Origin of the sequence: Agrobacterium sp. SORGH_AS_0745 (assembly GCF_030818995.1) — a bacterium.
Taxonomy (GTDB): domain Bacteria; phylum Pseudomonadota; class Alphaproteobacteria; order Rhizobiales; family Rhizobiaceae; genus Agrobacterium; species Agrobacterium tumefaciens.
This window is the reverse complement of record NZ_JAUTBI010000003.1, coordinates 342883-365507: the sequence shown is the minus strand read 5'-3', so window position 1 is coordinate 365507 and position 22625 is coordinate 342883. Positions and strand designations below refer to the sequence as shown.

Genomic DNA, 22625 nt, shown 5'->3' with positions numbered 1-22625 from the left:
GATGCGATTTACAATCAAGATGAAGCTGGCGGTTGCCTTCGGCTTTCTGATCCTGATGCTTGCCGGAACGGCCGGCTACGGCATCTACAGCCTCGGTATCGCCAAGAATGCCATGGACGATGTGGTCGACGGTACTGTCGTGCGCCTCGACAAGGTTCACCAGATGAACGCACTGGCGCTGGCAACTGTCCGGTCGCAGAAGAATATCATCCTTGCTGCTTCGCCGGAGGAAACCCAGCTTTTCAAGGCGGCCGGTAACGAAAGTCGCGACCAGTTGACGGCCATGCTGAATGATATGGCAGCCACCGCCAGCGCCGAGACGCGTGCGTTCTGGACGGATCTGCAGGCCATCACCAAGGCTTTCGAGGCCAGTGATGATCACGTCCGGGAACTGGTTGCGCAGGGCAATACGTCGCTCGCCGCGTCGTACTCGTCCGGCAAGGGCCGTGACGCTGCCAATGCCCTGACTGGGAAACTGGGCGAGGGCGTCAAGATGAACCGCGACCGTCTTGAAGAATCGAAGCAATTGGCGGCTGATGACTATGAGCAGACCCGCACCCTGCTGGTCAGTGCCTCGGTCGTTGCCGTACTCATCGCCATCGCGACAGCATTCTGGATCGCGCTCGGCATCAGCAGCGGATTGCGCAAGATCATGACCGTGGCTGAGGCGGTTGCGATCGGCGATCTCGATCAGAATGTCGAGATCAAGACCAATGACGAGATCAAGGATCTCGTTGCGCGCATCAACACGATGACGGGCAATCTGCGCAATACGGCAGGCATTGCCGACCGAATTGCCGATGGCGATCTTACCGTCATGCCGAAACCCCTGTCCGACAGGGATACTCTCGGCCTTGCGCTGGAGCGGATGGTTGAGCGCCTGCGTGGCATTGTCGCCGATGCGCTTTCCGCTTCCGACAATGTGTCCTCCGGCAGCCAGGAACTGTCGGCCAGCTCCGAACAGCTGAGCCAGGGCGCGACCGAGCAGGCATCGTCTGCCGAAGAGGCTTCGGCCTCGATGGAAGAGATGGCTGCCAACATCAAGCAGAATGCCGACAATGCCGCGCAGACGGAAAAGATCGCGCGTCAGTCGTCCAAGGACGCCGAAGCCAGCGGTGAAGCCGTCAACCGCGCTGTGGTCGCCATGCGCACCATCGCCGAGAAGATTTCCATCGTGCAGGAAATTGCACGCCAGACCGATCTTCTGGCGCTGAACGCCGCCGTTGAGGCGGCGCGCGCTGGGGAACACGGCAAGGGTTTTGCTGTTGTGGCATCGGAAGTGCGCAAGCTCGCCGAACGCAGCCAGGCTGCTGCCAGCGAGATCAGCTCGCTTTCTGGCGAGACCGTGCAGGTGGCAACCGAAGCGGGCGACATGCTGAACCGTCTGGTGCCGGACATTCGCAAGACCGCCGAGCTGGTCGCCGAAATCTCCGCCGCCTGCCGTGAGCAGGATATCGGCGCCTCCCAGATCAACGAGGCAATCCAGCAGCTTGACAAGGTGACGCAGCAGAACTCCGGCGCTTCGGAGGAAATGTCAGCGACTTCGGAAGAGCTGGCGGCGCAGGCCGAAGAGTTGCAGAGCAGTATCGCCTTCTTCAAGGTGGATGCCTCAAGCGTCTCGTCGCGCCCCGCACAGGCTGCACATCGGCCTGCCGCAAAGCCTGCTGCGACGCGTCCGGCGATGAAGCCGGCCCCCGTTCGCAAACCGCAGACGGGCAATACCGTCAGTGCCCAGCAAGCCCGCGTCAAAGGTTTCGCACTGGATATGTCCATGGGCGGTCCCGATGCTGACGACGCGGATTTCCGCGAAAGCGCCTGACCATGACCAGCACATCTTCAGAAGGCCAGTTCGTGACATTCAGCCTCGGTGAGGAGGTCTTTGCGGTATCCGTCGCGGTCGTCCGTGAAATCCTCGACTATGAGGACACGTTCAAGATTCCGCATAGTCCTGAATATCTGCTGGGTCTGAGAGATGTGCGCGGGCAGGGTGTGCCCATCATCGATCTGCGGCTGCGGCTCGGAATGAGCCGCAGCGTGCGGACACCCCATACCCGCGTGCTGGTGCTGGATATTCCGTTTCCATCCCGCACGCTGGCGATAGGTCTCGTGGCGGACAAGGTATTCGAGGTGACGCCGTTCCGTCGCGACCAGATGGAAACGGCACCCGATATCGGCGTTCACTGGAACTCCGACTACATTGCAGGTGTGGTTCGCCGGGAAGGTGATTTCGTCGTCATCATCGATCTTGCAAAGCTTTTCTCGAACGAAGAAAACGCCATTGCCCGCCAGGGCGGCACACCGGTTCAGGCGGCATGAGGAGAGCCCTTTCCGTGGATGCCTCCATTGCTGCCAGCTCCGCGCATGATGGCCTGAGTCAGCGGGATTTCCGGCTGCTCGCCGAATACATCTACAATTACAGCGGCATAAAGATGCCGGACAGCAAGCGCACCATGCTGGAAGGGCGTCTGCGCAAGCGCCTTCGCGCCACGGGGCATGCCACCTTCGCTCAATATTGCAATTTCCTCTTCCGCGAAGACGGGCTGGAAGAGGAAGCGATCTACCTGATTGACGTGGTGACGACCAACAAGACGGATTTTTTCCGTGAGCCGAACCATTTCGACTACATGGAGAAATTCGCTTTGCCTGCACTTGCGGGTGAAGGCCATGGGCGTATCCGCGCCTGGAGTTCCGCCTGTTCGACGGGTGCGGAACCCTATACTATGGCGATGGTGCTGGCCGAAGCGGCCGAGAAACAGGTCATCAACAATTTCAGCATCCTTGCGACCGACCTTTCCACTGATGTGCTCAGGAAAGCCCATAGCGGTATCTATGCCCGTGAACTGCTCGAACCGGTTCCGGCCGACATGATGCGCAAATATGTCATGCGGTCGGTCGATGCCGGACGACGGGAGGTTCGGATCGTGCCGCGGCTGCGTTCCAAGATCGGTTTTGCCCGCCTCAACCTCATGGACCCGACCTACCAGATCGGCGATGCGGTGCACCTTCTCTTCTGCCGTAACGTTCTCATCTACTTTGATAAAAAAACGCAGGTGCACGTCCTGACCCAATTGTGCAAGCGCCTGGTGCCGGGCGGTTACCTTTTCATCGGTCATTCCGAAACGATAACCGGTATCGACCTGCCCCTGCGGCAGGTCGCCAATACCGTTTTCAAGAAGCAATAGCGGCAGAGAGCCATGTCGAAAAAAATCCGCGTTCTCATCGTCGACGATTCCGCCAGCGTCCGGCAGACCCTGACCGAGGTTCTCGAAAGCGATCCCGGCATTGAGGTGATCGGGGCCGCTGCCGATCCGTTTGTTGCGGCGAAGCGCATTCAGGAAGAAATTCCCGATGTCATCACGCTTGATGTGGAAATGCCGCGCATGGACGGCATCACCTTCCTGCGCAAGATCATGTCGCAGAAACCGATCCCTGTAGTCATGTGCTCGTCGCTGACCGAGGCCGGATCGGAAACCCTGCTTCAGGCACTGGAGGCGGGGGCGGTCGACATCATCCTCAAGCCGAGGATAGGCGCTGCGGATCATCTGGCGGAGCAGGCCACGCGCATCTGCGAGGTCGTCAAAAGTGCGGCGCACGCCCGCGTCGGCAATGCGCGGGCGGTGCTGCGTTCGGCTGCCGCAAGCGGTCCGCAGGCCAAGCTGACCGCCGATGCCGTGCTGCCGCCGCCTTCGGGCAAGGCCATGGCGCGCACCACTGAAATGGTGGTCTGTGTCGGTGCATCCACCGGCGGCACGGAAGCGTTGCGCGCAATGCTGATGAAGCTGCCGGCCAATTCACCCGGCATCGTGATCGTTCAGCATATGCCGGAAAAATTTACCGCCGCATTTGCAAAACGCCTGAACAGTCTCTGCGATGTCGAGATCAAGGAGGCCGAGGACGGCGATCCGGTGCTGCGCGGCCATGTGCTGATTGCGCCGGGCGACAGACATATGCTGCTGGAGCGGCAGGGTGCACGTTATCGCGTTTCGGTCCGCACCGGGCCACTGGTTTCGCGACACCGGCCTTCGGTGGACGTTCTGTTTCGTTCTTCCGCGCGTGCCGCCGGTGCCAACGCCATGGGCATCATCATGACAGGCATGGGTGATGATGGCGCACGCGGCATGCTGGAAATGCATCAGGCCGGCGCCTTCACGGTGGCACAGGACGAAGCATCCTCTGTTGTCTTCGGCATGCCGAAGGAAGCGATCGCCCATGGCGGTGTCGACAAGGTTCTGCCACTCGACAGGATCGCGCTGGAAATTCAGGCCGAAGACCGCCGCCGCTGATGGCGCGACCCTTTTTTACCCGGCATTAACCAAACTCGCCAATGATGGCGGTAACACCATGCGACAGGTGCGTTCCGCGAGGCATGACCGTCTCCGCCCAGTTTTCCGGATCATGCCATGCCAGTTATCACCTTCGCGAACACCAAGGGCGGCGCCGGGAAAACCACGGCGGTTCTTCTCCTGGCGTCCGACTTGGCGCGGCGCGGATCGCGGGTTTGCGTCATCGATACCGATCCACAGCGCTGGATTTCCCGCTGGCGTGAAAAGGCCGATGCGCGTGTCGATTTTTCAGTCATCACCTATGTGACGGCGGCGACGTTACAGCAGCATGTCATCGACAGCCGCCGTGCATTCGATCATGTCATCATCGACCTGCCCGGTGCGCAATCGCCCCTGCTCGCGACTGCGATCGGTCTCTCCAACCATGTGCTGATACCCGTTCAGGGCAGCACCATGGATGCGCAGGGCGGGGCGCAGGTGCTGGAGCTGCTGCGTTATCTCGATGAAAAGGCGAATATCCGGATCGAACATTCCGTCGTGCTGACCCGCGTCAATCCGCTGGTCACGACCCGCGCGCTTCTGGCCGCACGGGAACTGCTGGCGCAAAGGAATGTACGTGTTCTCGATACGCCGATTTTCGAACGTTCTGCGTTTCGCGATATGTTCGAATTCGATGGATGCCTGCATATGATGAAAGCCGGCCATGTCAGCAATCTCGACAAGGCTCTGCAGAATGCCGAAGCTTTTGCCGCCGAGGTTCTCCGTCTCCTTGAGGCCTCCAGCAAAAAAAGCCCTGGCAAACTGATGCAGGCGGCCTGACGCCGGGAACCCTGCGCAGTAAAAGCGCCCCATCGATCCCGTTTAGATCGAATACGCTCTAGAAAAGCGCGTCGGCAAACAGATCGTCGTCATCTTCGACGGTGGCGGGTGCTTTCTGCCCGGGCGCAAGATCGACCGGCAGGTAGCGAAGATGCACGTCGCGCTCCTGCGCCATCGTGTAGATCTTGTAGATGCGTGCCGAAAACGGCTGGATTTTCTCTGCGAAGCCGGAAATGTCTCCGGCGCCGCCGGCGGCCAGCCCGCTTGCCACGTGATGGCATTCTTTCAGGACATCGCCGAGTTCGCTTTCGAAATCGAGCTTGATCACGGCGGCACTGATGCGGCTGAAAACGGCCTGACCTTCCGTGGCGAGATCCTGAAGACCGGTTTCCATCTGACCCTTGGCGTGGCTTATGGCTTCCAGTGCTTCGTTCAATGGTTCCCGCAGATCACCGGCGCTCCGGTTCTCAGCCTTCTTCAGATTTGTAATGACGCTTTCGATCCGGTGGAGATCGGCAACGATCGAATCCGCCGGGCTTTCCAGCTTGTCGGCAAAGACCCGCAGCTCGCCGCTGACGACATTGACCGACCGGCCTTCGTCGCCCAGTTTCGAGCAGCGCAGGTTTGAGTTCAGCGCCATATAATGGATTTCAGTCTTGATCGAGCGCAGCACTTCAATGCCGTGCAACAGGTCCTGTGCGGTACCGGTAACGGAAGCGACGACCGCATTGGCATCCGCCATGCCTTCCTGAACGCGCCCGGCCAGATCGCACGCCTTTGCTATGTCCTTCTCAAGCAGCTGCAACGCGCTGCCGCCATCATTGGCAGCATCTTCCACCAGGGTGTCGCGCAGTGAAAGAATGGTTGCGGCATCGTCGGCGAAACTTGAGATGCCTGCAAAAATCTTGCGGCAATCCTGCTGGAAGGTGGTTGCCATCTCGTCGATCTGGGCGCTGACCATCTCGAAAACGGTGTCGTAAAGAGCGTCCATTTCGGCGGAATTTAACGCCAGCGCCTCTTCGGAATTCAGATAATCGCTGAACAGGGCGAGTGTCGTCTGCACATGTTCGACACGTTGGCGGGTGATGTCGCCGATCTGGAGGGAGGACAGCGTTGCCGCTATCTTGCCCTGCACGCCCTGCGCGACGGATTTCACCTTGGACGCCATGGCCGTCATGGCGCGATGCTGTTCGCCGATGCGACCGGAATTTGTCTTCAAACCTCCGACGATGCCTGGGATCGTTGCTTCGAAATCGGCGCCGATGACGGATGAGACGTCGCGCGCTCTGGCAAGCTGCTTGTCCATGAGATCGAGATATTGCGCGAATTTGCCGACTTCAGTACCGCCGAAATGGATGCGTTCGCGGATTTCCTCGGCAAAGGAGGAAAATTCGGCGATGCCTGCGCCGGTGATCTTTACCGTGACCGCAAAGGTTTTCAGGTAACGGATCGTCTCGCGGATATCATCGACATGGCCGTTTGCAGACTTGCAAAGGGAACTCATTTCAACGAAGGCGGCCTGTCGCAACTGTTCGGTTTCCGGCAGGCGGACCATGTCCTCAATGGTCTTTTGCATGTTGGCCATTGCCGCATCCGCGGTATCGCCGTCCATCGAACCCGTCATGCGGTCCAATATGGTGATGAGCTGGTTCAGGATGTCCATGACTGAAACGAGCACGGATCCGCCTTCGAGAAAGGTCTTCTCGATACGAGACTGTGCGGTTGCAAGGCGCGCGGTCAGGTACGCTTGCGGATCACTGGCTTCAGCTTTTGGTTGATTTTTCACGACGGTACTGTTTCCCATACTCGGATGGCGTGATCCTAGAGAGCAGGAAGAAACGGACAGTGAATATTCTGAGTTGATCGGGAGTTAACAACTCAATTGGTTGACGAATTCCTCTCCCCCTGGAAGGCCTTCTCGGGGCTTATCGAATCTGGACGTGGTCGGCGCCTACCGGAAAAGTCAGTTGTACCCTTGCGCCATCGCCCGGCATTGAGCTGATATGCGCCTCGCCGCCGCTCTGCCGGACGAAGCCGTAGACCATTGCAAGGCCGAGGCCTGCCCCGCCGTGTTCCTGCCGGGTGGTGAAATAGGGCTCGAAGGCCTTGTCCACCGCCTCGGGCGTCATGCCCACCCCCTCGTCGGTGACGGCGATCACAAGTGCATCCTTCTCGGAAGCGGCGCTGATCGAGATCAGGCCACCATCGGGCATGGCCGCTGCCGCATTCAGGCAAAGGTTGAGGATGGACTGCTCGAGGAGGGCAGGGTCTAGCGCAATCGAGGGAAGATCCTCGTCAATCTCCAGCGCAATCCGGCATTTCGGACCGACTGCAATCTCAAGGATATCGGCCATGCCGCGCAGCAGGTTTGCGACGTTGATGAAGCTCGCATGAATGGGCTGCTGGCTGCCGATGGTCAGCATGCTGCTGGCCAGAGAACGGCCGCGATCCGCCGCCTTGCGGATACGGGCGATATGGCGTTTCTGGCGATCGTTGAAACCAGTTTCGCGCTCCAGCAGGCCGAGGCTGCCGGTGATGATGCCGATCATGTTGCCCACTTCATGACTGACCTGATGGGTCATGCGCATGATGCCATCAAGCCTCTGGGCTTTTGCGGCCTCCGCCTCCTGACGATCGAGAGAAGTTACATCCCGCGCCAGCAGCACGATACCGCCATCCGGCTGGCGTGACATCGATACTTCGATCACTCGTTGATCTCCAGTGCGATGGCGCACGACTGCCCGGTCCATCAACTCGCCTCGGCCGCTCTCGAAAGGGAACAGTGCGGGATCGATCTCCGGTATCGGTTCGACAAAACGGCGAAGCGGCAGCTTACGCGACGAGCCGGAACGACCGACAAGTTCTATGATCCGGCGGTTCATGGTGATTGGCCGACCGGTCGGATCGAACAGCGCTATTCCCTCATTCATGTTGCGGAAGGTCGAGCGGATGGTTCGGGCCGCCGCTTCCGCCGTGCGCCGCAGGCGGGAGACACGATCGACGCTGTCATGGAAAGCCCGGAAAGCATCGAGCAGGCGGATCAGTTCCGTCTCCGATCCGGTGTAGGATGGCGGGCCGACATCCTTTTCACCCTTGGCGAGCGCGTTCATGCCGTTGGAAAGCGTCGCGATCCCGCGTGAGACACGCATCACTGATCGAATCGAGAATGTTGCCATGACCAGAACCAGAAGCGAAGCGACTGCGACGATGACCAATAGGCGGCTCAGAGCGTCCGAGGTCGAGATCAGATCCTCGTTGAGGCTGCGGGCAACCGCATCGCTCTGGGTTTCGGTGACATGGGACAGATCGCGCGACACAATGTGAAGCCGCGACACCGAGGCGCGGATCGCAAACATTTCCAAGAGGTAACGGCTCTGCGCTTCAAAGACCCGCTCATAGGGTTGCAGCTCGGCCACGGGGAGCCGCTCTCCGGGATAACCTTCCTGGCGCGCGGTGGTTTCGGCAACATAGCGGCGGCGCAGCTCACCAAGCTGGAAGAGGCTGTCGGATGCGGATGCGGCCTGCACGATGCCGTTCATCCGCCGGCGCAGTTCGGGATCGGTGATGCCGCGACCCGTGGCAATTTCGCCAAGCGCGGCTGCCGCTTCCGCCTTGTGGCCCTGCGCCGCATCGGCATCCTTTGCCAGATCCAGCGTCTGTGTTCTGATCAATTCAAGGAGTTCGACGATGCGCTCGTTGGCAAAGCCGCGGGCGACCCGATCACCGTTGCCTGGCCCTGTCATCTCCAGCAGGATATCGACCTGCTGGACCACGGACCGGCTTTCGCTGGAGACGCGATAGGGCGAGGCGGCATTCATCAGGAAAGGTGCACTCGAGACGAGGTCGGAGACCTGCCGCGAAACCAGCGATGCCTTGGCAAGGCTGGAAAAGGCCTGCAGGCCGTAGGCGGCCATTTCATCGCGAGCGCGTTGCAGGCCGTAGATGGCGATGGCGGATAGGCTGAAGACGAGGATGCAGATGAAGACGATCGCAAAGGGCAGGCGAAAGGCGATCGAGGAAAGGAAGGAGCGGCTGATCACGGAGAAAGCTCGCCCTCGTCGGTGTGGAGCACATAACCCCTGCCGCGCCGCGTCTTGATGTGACGCGGCAGATCGGGGTTTCGCTCGATCTTGCGCCTCAGCCGCAGCACCAGCACATCGACGTTTCTATCGATATAGCGGTCGCTTTCCGAGCCCAGCCTGTCGAGGATCTGGGAGCGACTGACGGGCTGGTTGGGCGTTTCGGCCAGAATTTCCAGAAGTGCGAATTCGGCACTTGTCAGCGTTCTGCTGCGATCGGTCAGGCAGACCGCCTGTCGGGCATTGAGATCAATCGCCCAGTCGCTGAGGAGCAATGCTGCCCGGCCGTGGTCGCGCTCACTGTCCTTTTCCTGCTTCAAGGAGGGGATCGTCCGGCGCAGAACGGCCTTGATCCGTGCCGTGAGTTCGATCGGTTCGAAGGGTTTGACGACATAATCGTCGGCCGCTGTTTCCAGGCCGAGAACCCGGTCGGCGGCGCTGCCGGCAGCCGTTACCATGACGATGCCGATATCGACCTTGCTGCGTAGTCTCTGGGCAAAGGTGCGGCCGGAGGTGCCGGGCAAGTTGTGGTCCACGAGCACCAGCTGCATCACGTCCTTCGCCAATATCTCGTCCGCTTCCTCGGCGGAGCGCGCGCAGGTGGGCAGCCAGCCCTCGGCCTCGACGAGGTCCGAGATAAGCTCTGCCATATCCGGATCGTCCTCGACGATCAGAATGCGAACCTTCTGATTAAGCACTGCGTATTCCTCCCGCCATCATCATAGGCGCGGCAGACGCGATCTTCAAAGCCTAGCTGGTTATCCGCCCTGTCATATTTGTAATATCTGTAATCTTGTTCGGAAAGATTGGTAACCATTCTTCGATTGCGGTGCGGTCAGGATGTGACATGCTAATGGCGGAGATTGGAACGGGGAGGTTCCAAGCAGGGAGGCTCAGTTGAGAGCATTGACCGCACTTGCGGCGAGCATGGCCTTATGGCTGTGCGGCGCAGGGCATGGCATGGCCGCGACGAAGTTAAACGTCCTGTGCGGCGTCGACGAGGCTTGGTGCTTGACCATGCAGCGGGCTTTCGAAGCGCGGATGGGGGTCGAGATTTCGATGGTTCGCAAGAGCACCGGCGAAATCCTCGATCAGATTCGTGCCGAACGCGCCCATCCGACTGTCGACGTCTGGTGGGGCGGTACCGGCGACACTCATTTGCAGGCGGGTTCGGAAGGCCTTCTGGAAGAGTATCAGCCCGCCCATCAGCAGGATCTGCTGCCATGGGCGCAGAATTTCAATGCGATGTCGGGATCGAAATCGGCCGGAATCTATGCTGGTGCGCTCGGTTTTGCCTATAATTCGGAACTGCTCGCCAAGAACAATTTGCCGGCCCCGACATGCTGGAAGGATCTGGCGAAGGAGATTTATCGCGGCCATATCCAGACCGGCAACCCGAACTATTCGGGCACGGCCTTCACCATGCTTGCCACGCTTGTCCAGCTCTTTGGCGAGGAGGAGGCTTTCAGTTTCATGGGCAGGCTTAACCAGAATGTGGTGAGTTACACCAAGGTCGGCTCGGCGCCCGTAAAGGCGGCGGCGCGGGGGGAGGTTCTGATCGGGATTTCCTTCATGCATGACGCCGTGACACAGAAGATCGAAGGCTTTCCGCTGGTGATCGTCGCCCCTTGCGAGGGAACCGGTTACGAGATCGGGGCGGTCAGCATCGTCAAGGGCAACCACAACGATGCGCTGGCGCAGGCGTTCGTTGAATTCGCGCTGACCCCGGAAGGACAGGCGACCGGGGCAAAGGCGGGGCAGAACCAGGTGCCATCCAACGCCCGGGCGACATTGCCGCTGACGGCGCCCGATATATCGATGATCAAGATGGTGGATTACGACTTCGCCACCTTTGGCCAACCCGAAGAGCGAAGTCGATTGTTAAGCCGCTTCGACAACGAAATTCACCCGACCCAGTAGGGGTCAGCAATCCAAGACCGAAAATACAGACAGCGTGGCAGCACAAGATGCCGCGACCGGCAGCGCCATGTTTGTGGACTGCCGAACCATTCAGACGCAAGCTACAGGAGGATAACCATGCGACTGACGATACTTTCCACATTGCTTTTTGCCGGTACGGCACTCGGCACCACATCGGTGCAGGCGGCAGGCGAGCTTAACCTGATATGCTCTGCCGATGTCGTCATCTGCGAACAGATGAAGGGCGATTTCGAAAAGTCGCATGACATCAAGGTCAATATGGTTCGCCTGTCTTCCGGCGAAACTTATGCCAAGGTGCGTGCGGAAGCCCGCAACCCGAAGACCGATATCTGGTGGGCCGGCACCGGCGATCCGCACATGCAGGCGGCCTCCGAAAACCTGACGCTCGAATACAAGTCGCCGATGCTGGATCAGCTGCAGGACTGGGCCGTCAAACAGGCGGAAAGCACCGGTTACAGAACCGTCGGCGTTTATGCCGGCGCGCTGGGCTGGGGTTACAACACCGAAATCTTCAAATCCAAGGGTTACAAGGAGCCGAAGTGCTGGGCCGATCTGCTGGCACCGGAACTGAAGGGCGAAATCCAGATCGCCAATCCCAACTCTTCGGGCACAGCCTATACGGCGCTTGCCTCGCTCGTTCAGATCATGGGCGAAGACCAGGCGATCGATTATCTGAAGAAGCTCAACGCCAACATCTCGCAATATACCAAGTCCGGCTCCGCGCCGGTGAAGGCGGCAGCGCGTGGCGAGACGGCACTCGGCATCGTCTTCATGCATGATGCCGTGGCGCAGACAGCGGAAGGTTTCCCCGTCAAGTCCATCGCGCCCTGCGAAGGTACCGGCTACGAAATTGGCTCCATGTCGATCATCAAGGGTGCCCGCAACCTCGAAAATGCCAAGACCTGGTACGACTGGGCGCTGAAGCCAGAGGTCCAGTCACGCATGAAGGACGCCAAGTCCTTCCAGCTTCCATCCAACAAGACCGCGGAAGTGCCGAAGGAAGCGCCGAAGTTCGAGGACATCAAGCTCATCGACTACGACTTCAAGACCTATGGCGACCCGGCCAAGCGCAAGGCGCTGCTGGAACGCTGGGACCGCGAGGTCGGTGCAGTCGCAAACTGATCTGAACTCCGGCGATCGGCATCCCGGCTTTTGAAAGCCGGGATGTCCGCCGTTCTTTCATCGGCATGAAATAAGCGAGGTCGGCCATGACACGTGGCAATCGCAGGCTGAACATTGTCCTGGCGCTCGGGGCTTTTGCCCTGGTTTTTCTTCCCTGGTATCGCATTGAAGGCGGCTTCTTCAGCTTCCGCTGGCTGTCTGAGTTTCTCTCTTCCCCCAGCAATGCGCCCGGTGTGCTGCAAATATTGGTTTATGGAAAACCCTGGCTTGCCGGTGCCGGCCTGTTTTTCCTTGCCGGATGCCTTGTCCGCCCGATCGGCGATCCGATGCTGCGGGGCAAGCTGCTTGCGTGGATTGGTGCTGCCGGTCTCGTGGTTCTGATTTTGCAGGGATTGGCGATCGGCTTTACCGGCTGGACATGGAGCGTCAGTGAAAACCTGTTCGGCGTGCTTTCCGATGGCCAGCCCGCCATGGGCGCCGGTGCCGTCGTCATGTCGCTGGTCTTTGTGCTTTTCTTTGCCTTCGGGCTTGCCGAACGCGGCGTGATGAAAGGCGATGCCTTTGTCGTCGGCTCGATTTCCATTCTGGCCTTCCTCGTTACCGTTTTCGTATTCTATCCGATCGGCAGCATGCTGATCGCATCCGTTCAGGATTTCGATGGCTCCTTTAATGCCGATGGCTTCATCCGCAATATCAAGGATCCCGGCATCTGGAGCCTTGGCTGTGTCACGGGTGAAGAGCGCTGCGGCGTTGCCTGGCGAACGCTCTTCCTCGCCTTGATGACCGCCTTCGGCTCCACAGTGCTTGGGTTGGGTTTCGCGCTGGTCGCCACCCGCACCCGTTTTCCGTTCAAGAAGGGCCTGCGTCTTCTGACGGTTCTGCCGATCATAACGCCGCCTTTCGTCATCGGTCTTGCCCTGACGCTGCTCTTCGGCCGCGCCGGTGTCGTCACTGAATGGCTTTCCTATCTCTTCGGCATCGAACCCGGCCGCTGGCTCTACGGCATGACCGGCATATGGATCGCGCAGGTGCTCTCCTTCACGCCGATATCCTTCCTGGTGCTGATCGGTGTCGTCGAAGGTGTCAGCCCGTCGATGGAGGAGGCGTCGCAAACGCTTCGCGCCGACCGCTGGCGCACCTTCTGGCGGGTGTCGCTGCCGCTGATGAAGCCGGGTCTCGCCAATGCGTTTCTCATCGGCTTCATCGAAAGCATGGCGGATTTCGGCAATCCGCTGGTGCTTGGTGGCACGCATGGGGTGCTGTCGACGGAAATCTTCTTTGCCGTTGTCGGTTCGCAGAACGACCCTTCACGCGCCGCTGTTCTCGCCATTATCCTCCTGTGCTTCACGCTTTCGGCCTTCCTCGCCCAGCGTTTCTGGCTGGCCGGCAAGAACTTCGCCACGGTTACCGGCAAGGGCGACAGCGGCGCGCATATCGCGCTGCCACGCGGCCTGTCCATTGGTGTCCATGCCGTCGTCGTGCCGTGGATGGTCTTCACCATCGTCGTGTACGGCATGATCCTCGTCGGCGGTTTCGTGAAGACCTGGGGTCTGGACAATTCGCTGACGCTTGACCACTACATCCGCGCGTTCTCCGTCAGCTTCTCCAACGGCTCGATCGCCTGGACCGGTGTTGCCTGGAACTCCTTCTGGACCACCATGGAGATCGCGCTGGTGTCAGCGCCGCTGACCGCTGCCGTCGGTCTGCTGACGGCCTATATCATCGTGCGGCAGAAGTTTGCCGGTCGGAACATCTTCGAATTTGCCCTGATGATGAGCTTTGCCATTCCCGGAACGGTCATCGGCGTCAGCTATATCATGGCCTTCAACCTGCCGCCGGTGGAAATGACGGGATCGGCGCTGATCCTGATCGCCTGCTTCGTCTTCCGCAACATGCCGGTCGGCGTGCGCGGCGGCATTGCGGCAATGAGCCAACTCGACAAAAGCCTCGATGAGGCCTCGCTGACGCTGCGCGCCGACAGTTTCCGCACGATCAGGAAAGTGATCCTGCCACTGCTGCGCCCGGCGATCACGGCGGCTCTGGTCTACTCCTTCGTCCGAGCGATTACCTCGATCAGCGCCGTCATCTTCCTCGTCAGCGCCCAGTACAACATGGCGACCTCCTACATCGTCGGTCTCGTCGAAAACGGTGAATACGGTGTCGCCATTGCCTATTCCTCCATGCTGATCGTGGTGATGATCACTGTTATCACCGGCTTCCAGCTCATTGTAGGCGAGCGTCGCCTGCGCCGCGAAAACCGCGTCGCGGGACTGCCGTCCGCGTCCTCCGTTCCTCTCGCTCAGGAGAAAACCGCATGATTTCCGTAAAGCCCGGCTCGGTCACCTTTCAGAATGTCCGCAAGACATTTGGCGCCTTCACCGCCATCCCCGACCTTTCGCTCACCATCGAACCCGGCACGCTGGTGACACTGCTCGGTCCCTCCGGTTGCGGCAAGACGACGACGCTGCGCATGCTGGCGGGGCTCGAACATCCGACGGCCGGTCGCATTCTGATCGGCGACAAGGATGTGACCATGCTGCCGGCCAATGAGCGCGATGTCTCGATGGTTTTCCAGTCTTACGCGCTTTTCCCGCATATGACGGCGCTCGACAATGTCGCTTATGGCCTGCAATCCTCCGGACTGCGCAAGGCGGAAGCACGGGAGAAGGCCGAGGAAGGTCTGAAGCTCGTGGGGCTGGCCGGCATGGGACATCGTCTGCCTGCCGAGCTTTCCGGTGGTCAGCAGCAGCGCGTGGCGGTTGCCCGCGCTCTGGTGCTGGAGCCGCAGGTGCTGCTGCTCGATGAACCCCTTTCCAACCTCGATGCGCGTCTTCGCCGCCGGGTTCGTACCGAAATCCGGGAATTGCAGCAGCGGCTTGGTTTTACCGCCGTTTATGTGACGCATGATCAGGACGAGGCGCTGGCCGTTTCCGACCGGATCATCGTGATGAAGGAGGGCGAGATCGCCCAGTCAGGCGCGCCGCGGGAACTCTACGAGGCGCCGGCTTCTTCCTTCATCGCCGACTTCATGGGCGAGGCGAATGTCGTCGGCTGCGAGGTGGTCAGCCTTGAGGGCGCCGATGCGTTGATCCGCGTTGGGGGGATCGATCATCGTGTTGCGGCACGCAACGCTAAACCCGGCCCGGCAAAGCTCGCGGTTCGTCCGGGTTCGATTTCCATCGCCCAATCGGGCGGGCAGGGACTTGCCGGGCGGGTGCTGCACAGTGCCTATCTCGGCGGTCACGTCGAATATGAAGTCGAGACCGATATCGGCACGCTCTTCATCATCGACCATGCGGTCGAGACCAGCCTGCCGCCCGAAAGCGATGTCACACTCGGGTTCAAGAACCGTGGCATTGCCTTGATCCAGGCCTGAGTTTCAAAGCGTATCGCGGCGGCCCTCTCAAATGTCCTTTGCGAGACGCAGCGCATCGTAGATCGCCGCATGTGTATTGCGTGCGGCGACCGCATCGCCGATGCGGAACAGCCGGTAGGCACCGCCAGGGTTGCGCTCGACGGTTTGGGCGGAGCCCTCCAGCAAGGCGTCGTAGGATATTTCGCCGAGGTTCCTGGAGCCGGGCTTGAGGTCGAAATAGAGATCGTCCAGCGGCACCGTGCCGTGATTGACGACGATCTGGTCCACGGTCTTTGATTTCGTCACGCCGCCATAATCGCTGCCGACGTGGGCGACGAGCTGGTTGCCGTTTCTTTCCGCCGCTTCCAGCCGATAGGTGACGGTGAAGGTGACGTCGAGTTTTTGCAGTGAGCGCATGTAAGGAACCAGGTTCATCGCCATGACTTCGGGCGCGAAGGCGCGATCCGGGGTCATGATCTCCACTTTTGCGCCCGCCTTTGCGAGAAATTCTGCTGCCTGCAAGCCCGCATGGTCGCCGGCATCGTCGAAAACCAGCACATTCGTTCCCGGCTTGACGTCGCCGGAAATGATATCCCACGAGGAAACGACCAGATCATTGCCGTTTGAAAGCACATCGGTATGCGGCAATCCGCCGGTGGCGATGATGACGACATCAGGGCTTTCCGAGAGCACCGTGTCCGCTTCCGCCCAGCTGTTGAAGTGAAAGGTAACGCCGAGCCTTTCGCACTGGCTCATGCGCCAGTCGATAATGCTGATCATTTCGCGGCGGCGTTCGCTTTGCGCGGTCAGGCGGATCTGGCCGCCCGGATCGTTTGCGGCCTCGAAGACGACGACCTCATGGCCGCGTTCGGCACAGACACGCGCAGCCTCCAGCCCGGCCGGACCGGCGCCGACGATCACGACCTTCAGGCGTTCCGTCGCCTTGGTAATTTCGTGCGGCATCGTTTCTTCGCGGCCTGTCGCCGGATTGTGAATGCAGAATGCGAGGCCGCCCTGATAGATGCGGTCGAGACAGTAGTTGGCGCCAACGCAAGGCCTGATATCGTCCTCCCGCTTTTCCATGATCTTGCGCACGATATGCGGGTCCGTCATGTGGGCGCGGGTCATGCCGACCATATCGACCTTGCCGGAAGCGACGGCGTATCTGGCGGTGGCGACATCCTGGATCTTGGCGGCGTGGAAGGTGGGGAAACTGGTTGCCGCGCGGATTTCGCCCGCGAAGTCCAGATGCGGCGCGTTCGCCATGCCTTGAATGGGAATGACGTCGGTCAGGCCGGGATCGGTGTCGATATGGCCCCTGATAACGTTGAGATAGTCGATCAGGCCGCTATCCCGCAACCGGCGCGAGATTTCGAGGCCTTCCGCCTTTCCGGTGCCGCCTTCAAGACATTCGTCGGCGGTATAGCGAACCCCGAGGATGAAATCGTCGCCGACACGTTCGCGCATCGCCCTGAAGACGTCGAAACAGAAACGCATGCGGTTGTCCAGCGAGCCGCCATAGGGGCCATCCAGCTCGTTGGTCAGCGGCGAGACGAACTGGTCGATGAGATGGCCATAGGCTTCAAGCTCCACCCCGTCCATGCCGCCCGCCTTCATGCGTTCCGCAGCGTCGGCGAAGTCCTTGATGATGCGCTCGATATCCCAATCCTCGATCTTCTTCGGGAAAGCGCGATGCGCGGCTTCCCGCTGGTGGGATGGTGCCAGCACCGGCAGCCAGTCGCCCTTGTCCCAGCGCGTGCGGCGGCCGAGATGCGTCAGCTGGATCATGATCGCTGCACCCTCTTCATGCACGGCGTCGGTCATTTCCCTGATCCACGGAACGATTTCATCCTTGTAGGCCAAGAGGTTGTTGAAGACGGGCGGGCTGTCTTTCGAGACGGCCGCGGAGCCTGCCGTCATCGTCATGGCGACGCCGCCCTTTGCCCGCTCGAGCGTATAGGCGCGGTAGCGCCCTTTCGGCATGCCGTCCTCCGGATAGGCGGGTTCATGCGAGGTAACGATGATGCGGTTTCGCAGGGTGAGATGCTTTAGCTGGTAGGGCTGAAGAAGGGGGTCATTCGACATGGCGACCGTGCTCCGAGAACGTTTATCGGAGAAGGCTAAGCGGGAATGTACATAGGTGTCAATTAATAAAACACTTGTGTTTATTCATTCGACATGAGTGGACATTCGCCTTGTCGCGACCAGACCGATTTGCTAGGAAATCATCATGGAAGCGACATTGAACGAGACCGGTTGGCGCGGATCGCAGGAGGGCTGGCTTGAGGCCGCCTACCAGGCACTTCTCGAATCCGGCGTGGATTCCGTGAAAATCCTGCCGTTGGCGAAAAAACTCGGTCTGTCGCGCACGAGTTTCTACTGGTTCTTCCGGGATCGGGAGGAGTTGCTGGCCGCACTCGTCTCCCGCTGGCGCGAAAAGAATACCGGCAGCATCGTCAGGCAGTCGGAGGCCTATGCGGAGACCCTGGCCGAAGCGATGCTGAATGTCTTCGATTGCTGGCTGGATGCTGGCCTCTTCGACAACAGGTTCGAATTTGCGGTTCGCAGTTGGGCTCTTCAGTCCGATGATATTCTTGCCGAGGTGCGTAAGGCCGACCAGACGAGAATGGATGCACTTTCGCGCATGTTCATGCGTTTTGGCCATTCCGAAAATATGGCGGATGTGCGTGCCCGCACCACCTATCTCGTGCAGATCGGCTATATCTCCATGCAGTCGGAGGAAGATATGGCCGTGCGCATGAAAAGGATCCCGGACTATATTGCGATCTACACTGGTGAGGTGCCGCAGCAGCGCGAGCTTGACCGGTTTTATGCAAGACATGGGTACAGGCCGGGATAAGGCATCCAAGGTGTGACGGTCGATTTGCGTCTGGCAGGAGGGTGAGAGAAGGATAGTCCGGCTCCTTGCCTGCAATGTAGCTGTAACATTCACCGACCAGTGGTGAGGACGGCAAGAGTTCACCTTTGGGGAAAAGTCATTGCGAATCCTGCTTCTCGAGGATGAACCGGAAATGGCGCGGGCCCTGCTCGAAGCCCTGCGACGGCGTGATGTGCTTGCGGATCATGTCAGGACGATTGCCGATGCCGACGCGCTGGCGCGTGACGGCTCTTACGATGTGCTGGTTCTGGATCGTCGCCTTCCGGATGGTGAAGGGTTGAACCTTGTGTCTTCGCTTCGCAAAGCCAGGCATTCGGTGCCGATCCTCGTTCTGACGGCGCTCGGAAGTGTCGATCACCGCGTTGACGGTCTTGACGCCGGAGCGGATGATTACCTCGCCAAGCCTTTTGCGATCGAGGAATTGCTTGCCCGCCTTCGGGCGCTGCACAGGCGCGGCCCTTCGCTTTCCAGCCAATATGTGAGCTTCGGAAATCTGAGCATTGATCCGAAGAGCAATGAAGTCACGGTTGCCGGTGCCATCATCGAGTTTCGGCGGCGGGAATATCTGGCGCTCGAGGCTCTGATGCGACGCCCGAACCGCATCGTGACGCGTTCCAATCTGGTCGAAGCGGTTTACAACCTGGATGATGAGATCGAATCCAACGCTCTCGACGCCCATATCTCCCGCATCAGGAAGAAGCTCGCGCAGGCCGAAGCCACCGTCGAGATAAGAGCCGTGCGAAACATCGGCTATCTCATCCGGGCGAATACATGAAGCAGGAGCGCAACCGATCCCTGCGGTGGGCGCTGATGAAGCGTCTTTTCGCCTTGCAGGCGTTCTTGCTCGTTCTGTTTGTCATCCTCCTCGTCGGCTGGATCTGGATCATTGATCCACGGCTGGAGGGCGCCAATGAAGAGGCTGTCCGCATCGTTGCGGAAAGCGTGACAAAGGATGGGCAGGGCCGGGCGCAAGTTTTGCCCACGCCCGCATTGGTCGAGCTGAAACAGCGCTATCCGAATCTTTGGTTCTTGGTGCGGGACGCCGATGAAATCGTCCTGCGATATGGAGAAATCCCAGTACCGGCTTTGGCGGCAGTTTTTCCGTCAAGCATCGAAAGGGCGCGTCTGGAAGCGGGGGAAACAGTCCGGGCCACCATGGAAAACCGTAATACGCCTGCCGGGCGGCTGCAATTCATTGCCGGTACGGAAAAAGGCATCCCGAATGACGGCCTCAGCCTATGGATCAGTATGCAGTTAGATCTGGAAAAAGATGCCAACGGCGAGATCCGCTGGCTTACTGTCTTGCCGGGTGTGGGCTTCGTCATTCTTATCGCCGTCGTGCCCATGCTGATCCTGACTGGTATCGCGACATTGATCGTGACCCCGAGGGCGGTCGGCCGTTCACTTGGCGGCCTCATGGAAACGGTCAGCCAGGCGCAATCCATCAATTTCGAGAACCGGTCTGCCCGTATCAATCGTTCCAAGGTGCCCAGCGAAATCATTCCCCTGGTAAATGCCTTCAACGTCGCGCTCTCCAAGCTGGATGAGGGATATAATCGCCGTAACCGCTTTCTTGCCGATGCCGCGCATGAGTTGAGAACGCCGATTGCAATCGCGCGGATCAGGGCCGATCTTTTGCCCGATGACGCGCTGAGCCGACAACTCCGGGCCGATATCGATCGCCTCACACGCGTTGCGCACCAGTTGCTGGAGATGCAGGCGGTCGGCGTGGTGGAATTACCCGCCGAGCGGCAGGACCTGAACATCCTTGTCGAGCGCATCGCGACCGATCTCGCGCCGATTGCGATGGATGCCGGTTACGAGTTCGATTTCGAGCCAAGTGAAGGAGAGGCCGTATTCACGGTCCAGACTTCGATCATCGAGATGGCGGTCGTCAATCTCGTTCGCAACGCAATCGATCATGGCGGCGGCAAGGGTGCTATCACGATCCGGGTCGGTGCTGCGGGCTTCATTGACGTTTGCGATGAAGGGCCGGGCATCCCCGTCTCGGAGCGCGAGCAGGTATTCGAGCCGTTTCACCGCGTCAATACGAACTCGCCAGGAGCAGGCCTCGGGTTGAACCTAGTCCAGAAGGCGGCAGAGATTCATTGCGGACGCGTTGTCTTCCTCGACCTCAATCCCGGTTTTTGCGTCCGGCTGGAAATTCGCTCGGTGGCTTCGAAAGATGCTGCGGCTGACACTGTCTAGCTGACGGGATTTTAAGCGATCAGGCATGTTTCCCCGGCTTTGGCGGCGGCCTGTTGGCCAAGTTTGGCGAGCGGCAGGTCGAAGACCGATCTAAATGATCACGTCATCAAGGCTGGCCTGAATTACCGCTTCTGACCGGCCCATCCGATGAGAAATCCCAGGGAGAACGTTCCAACGAAAACCGTCGCTTCGAGCATCAAAGCGGCGGTCAAAAATCTGGGAGGGCTGAGTTTGAAATCCGGGAACAATCACTCGCATTCGAGTGACGGTTGCCGGAAGCTCGTTACATACCATTCGCCGCCGGAATTGCGTGTGTAGAAAGTGTAGAAGCAGTCGATGCGCTCGACATAACCCGGCGTCTCGGACACTTCGTAACGCTCTCCGCGCCGTGTTGTCCGCACTTCGCCACTCGATGATCCGGCGACAGCCTGTGTCTTGTTCTTCCGCCACTGGTAGGCCTGCTGTCCACCGCCAAGGCTATAGATATTGTCCGGCGGCCCATAGTCCAGCATCACGCTGGTGATGGGCGCGCCGATGTAGCTTTTCATGACTGTCGAGGCGCAGGCCGAAACCAGGATCGATGCTGTGACAAGGGCGAGCGTTGTCAGGAAGGCGGGTGACAATCTCTCGGACATGGGCAAATTTCCTCCGCTGTGGTGAGTTGCCACAGGGATAGGAACCAGCCATTACAAGTACATTGCACGCGAAGGTCGCGACGGGTCAGCGGATCCTTGGGGGATCAGAGACCGGCAATGTTGCGGCCGATGTGGCGCAGGATGCTTTTGAAAAGTTTCACTTCGGGCCGGGTCAAGGCCTTCGATCGCGGTCTTTTCGAACATGGCGGCGATGGGCATCAGTTCCTCGGCAAGTTCTTCACCCTTTGGCGTCAGCGTGATGCGCACGATCCGCGCATTGTCGACAGGTCGCTCGCGGCTGACGAGGTTGCGTCTGACGAGCAGGCCAACAAGCCGGGAGAGCGTGGAAATCTCCACCGACACGAGGTCTGAAAGCTCGGTCAGCGTTTTGCTTTCCTGTTGTCTCAGCGTTGCCAGCACACGATACATCGGCAGGGTGATGTCATAGGATGCCAGCCTCAGGGAGAAGCGCTCTCCAAGCCGAACACCTACCCAGTTGAGCAGGTAGGGTACCGAGTCAGTGAACTGATAAGACACAAGCAAAACCCCGTTTTGAGAAACACGTGCGCGGATGACGTGGCGCACCCATCGGCTGTACCGGCATAATCTATCAGTTTCAATAGTTTCGCTCCAGAAGACCGGGGACGGCGAGGCCATATCGCAGCTTCCTCCGCCATAAAACATTTGCATTGACAAATGTTGCAAATGAAAATATTTAAGAATGCAGGATTTGGGAGGATCTCATGACATCAGCACTGTTTGGCCTGAACAATCTTGCGCCTGAAGGCGTCGGCCAGAATTTCCGCACGACGATGCGCCGTTTTCCGGCGACCGTGACGGTCATCACTGCCTGTGCCACGGGTGATCAGCGCGATCACGGCATGACGGTTACCGCCGTCACCTCGGTTTCGATGGAGCCGCCCTCTCTTCTGGTTTGCCTGAACAACCGCACGTTTCTGCACGAATTGCTGCTCTGCCGGCCCGATTTCATCGTGAATGTACTGACGCAGGACCAGATTGCCTTGTCTGATGCTTTCAGCGGCAAGGTTTCACCGGAGGAGCGTTTCCGCAACGGCGAGTGGCAGCGTCATGACAACGGTGTTCTTTATCTGCCCACGGCCCATGCCGCCATCGCCTGCCGCCGTGTCGCGGCAATGCCATATGGAACGCATACGGTGTTTATCGGACAGGTGGTGTCGGCCGATGTAAGCGAGACGACACGACCGCTGCTTTACGAAAATGCCCAATATTGCGCCGCAAGCCCGGCAGGCCTGTCCGCCTGAT

General features: G+C 59.5%; 18 protein-coding genes and 1 pseudogene. 13 read left to right on the top strand and 6 right to left on the bottom strand.

Features of this window, described 5'->3' with window-relative positions:
• Position 1 precedes the first annotated feature (1 nt).
• The 5 genes from QE432_RS11665 (at position 2) to QE432_RS11645 (ending at position 5102) form a co-directional block, all read left to right on the top strand.
• Positions 2 to 1819, top strand: a complete 1818-nt coding sequence (locus QE432_RS11665; protein WP_111804635.1) for a methyl-accepting chemotaxis protein — start codon at positions 2 to 4, stop codon at positions 1817 to 1819.
• 2 nt (positions 1820 to 1821) lie between these two features.
• Positions 1822 to 2316 carry a chemotaxis protein CheW gene (locus QE432_RS11660; RefSeq protein WP_003514179.1) on the top strand — a complete coding sequence of 165 codons (495 nt, stop codon included), beginning with the start codon at positions 1822 to 1824 and terminating at the stop codon, positions 2314 to 2316.
• Positions 2313 to 3182, top strand: a complete 870-nt coding sequence (locus tag QE432_RS11655; RefSeq protein WP_065658622.1) for a CheR family methyltransferase — start codon at positions 2313 to 2315, stop codon at positions 3180 to 3182. Before QE432_RS11660 ends, QE432_RS11655 begins: the two co-directional genes overlap by 4 nt.
• Before the next feature lie 12 nt (positions 3183 to 3194).
• Entirely contained in the window at positions 3195 to 4283 is a 1089-nt protein-coding gene (locus QE432_RS11650) for a protein-glutamate methylesterase/protein-glutamine glutaminase (protein WP_003514176.1), read from the top strand.
• Positions 4284 to 4400: 117 nt separating this feature from the next.
• Positions 4401 to 5102, top strand: coding sequence for a ParA family protein (locus QE432_RS11645; protein WP_019565036.1), 702 nt, complete (start codon positions 4401 to 4403; stop codon positions 5100 to 5102).
• 58 nt (positions 5103 to 5160) lie between these two features.
• Here QE432_RS11645 and QE432_RS11640 read toward each other — a convergent pair whose 3' ends face one another.
• From QE432_RS11640 to QE432_RS11630, 3 genes are all read right to left on the bottom strand, one after another.
• Positions 5161 to 6888, bottom strand: coding sequence for a chemotaxis protein (locus QE432_RS11640; protein ID WP_306624327.1), 1728 nt, complete (start codon positions 6886 to 6888; stop codon positions 5161 to 5163).
• Between the two features lie 139 nt (positions 6889 to 7027).
• Entirely contained in the window at positions 7028 to 9142 is a 2115-nt protein-coding gene (locus tag QE432_RS11635; protein WP_306624325.1) for a sensor histidine kinase, read from the bottom strand.
• Complete coding sequence (locus tag QE432_RS11630; protein ID WP_003514167.1) at positions 9139 to 9879, bottom strand: response regulator transcription factor; 741 nt, start codon at positions 9877 to 9879, stop codon at positions 9139 to 9141. The genes QE432_RS11635 and QE432_RS11630 overlap by 4 nt, the downstream gene beginning before the upstream one ends.
• Positions 9880 to 10108: 229 nt before the next feature.
• On the opposite strand from QE432_RS11630, the gene QE432_RS11625 reads away from it, so the two are divergent.
• The 4 genes from QE432_RS11625 to QE432_RS11610 all read left to right on the top strand — a co-directional run bounded on the left by QE432_RS11625 (position 10109) and on the right by QE432_RS11610 (position 15620).
• Positions 10109 to 11101, top strand: a complete 993-nt coding sequence (locus QE432_RS11625) for an ABC transporter substrate-binding protein (RefSeq protein ID WP_306625932.1) — start codon at positions 10109 to 10111, stop codon at positions 11099 to 11101.
• A gap of 117 nt (positions 11102 to 11218) precedes the next feature.
• Entirely contained in the window at positions 11219 to 12244 is a 1026-nt protein-coding gene (locus tag QE432_RS11620) for an ABC transporter substrate-binding protein (protein WP_003514162.1), read from the top strand.
• An 86-nt stretch (positions 12245 to 12330) separates the two neighbouring features.
• Positions 12331 to 14562 carry an ABC transporter permease gene (locus QE432_RS11615; protein ID WP_065658625.1) on the top strand — a complete coding sequence of 744 codons (2232 nt, stop codon included), beginning with the start codon at positions 12331 to 12333 and terminating at the stop codon, positions 14560 to 14562.
• Complete coding sequence (locus QE432_RS11610; RefSeq protein ID WP_003514159.1) at positions 14559 to 15620, top strand: ABC transporter ATP-binding protein; 1062 nt, start codon at positions 14559 to 14561, stop codon at positions 15618 to 15620. The genes QE432_RS11615 and QE432_RS11610 overlap by 4 nt, the downstream gene beginning before the upstream one ends.
• 27 nt (positions 15621 to 15647) lie before the next feature.
• On the opposite strand, the gene QE432_RS11605 is transcribed toward QE432_RS11610, so the two are convergent.
• Positions 15648 to 17684 (bottom strand): NADH:flavin oxidoreductase, encoded by a 2037-nt coding sequence (locus QE432_RS11605; protein ID WP_113157454.1) that lies wholly within the window; start codon positions 17682 to 17684, stop codon positions 15648 to 15650.
• 145 nt (positions 17685 to 17829) lie between these two features.
• Here QE432_RS11605 and QE432_RS11600 point away from each other — a divergent pair, with 145 nt between their 5' ends.
• From QE432_RS11600 to QE432_RS11590, 3 genes are all read left to right on the top strand, one after another.
• Positions 17830 to 18459, top strand: a complete 630-nt coding sequence (locus QE432_RS11600) for a TetR/AcrR family transcriptional regulator (RefSeq protein WP_013636802.1) — start codon at positions 17830 to 17832, stop codon at positions 18457 to 18459.
• A gap of 139 nt (positions 18460 to 18598) precedes the next feature.
• A complete protein-coding gene (locus QE432_RS11595; protein WP_003514154.1) occupies positions 18599 to 19273 on the top strand; it encodes a response regulator transcription factor in 675 nt (224 codons plus the stop codon).
• Positions 19274 to 19308: 35 nt separating this feature from the next.
• On the top strand, positions 19309 to 20706 hold the full coding sequence (locus tag QE432_RS11590; protein WP_306624322.1) for a sensor histidine kinase: 1398 nt from the start codon (positions 19309 to 19311) through the stop codon (positions 20704 to 20706).
• Between the two features lie 248 nt (positions 20707 to 20954).
• On the opposite strand, the gene QE432_RS11585 is transcribed toward QE432_RS11590, so the two are convergent.
• Both QE432_RS11585 and QE432_RS11580 read right to left on the bottom strand, forming a co-directional pair.
• Positions 20955 to 21341, bottom strand: a complete 387-nt coding sequence (locus QE432_RS11585) for a hypothetical protein (RefSeq protein ID WP_025594437.1) — start codon at positions 21339 to 21341, stop codon at positions 20955 to 20957.
• Between the two features lie 104 nt (positions 21342 to 21445).
• Positions 21446 to 21878 (bottom strand): annotated as a pseudogene (locus tag QE432_RS11580) (MarR family winged helix-turn-helix transcriptional regulator).
• 206 nt (positions 21879 to 22084) lie between these two features.
• On the opposite strand from QE432_RS11580, the gene graD reads away from it, so the two are divergent.
• Positions 22085 to 22624 (top strand): FADH(2)-dependent resorcinol hydroxylase reductase component, encoded by a 540-nt coding sequence (gene graD, locus QE432_RS11575; protein WP_003514147.1) that lies wholly within the window; start codon positions 22085 to 22087, stop codon positions 22622 to 22624.
• Position 22625: the final 1 nt, after the last annotated feature.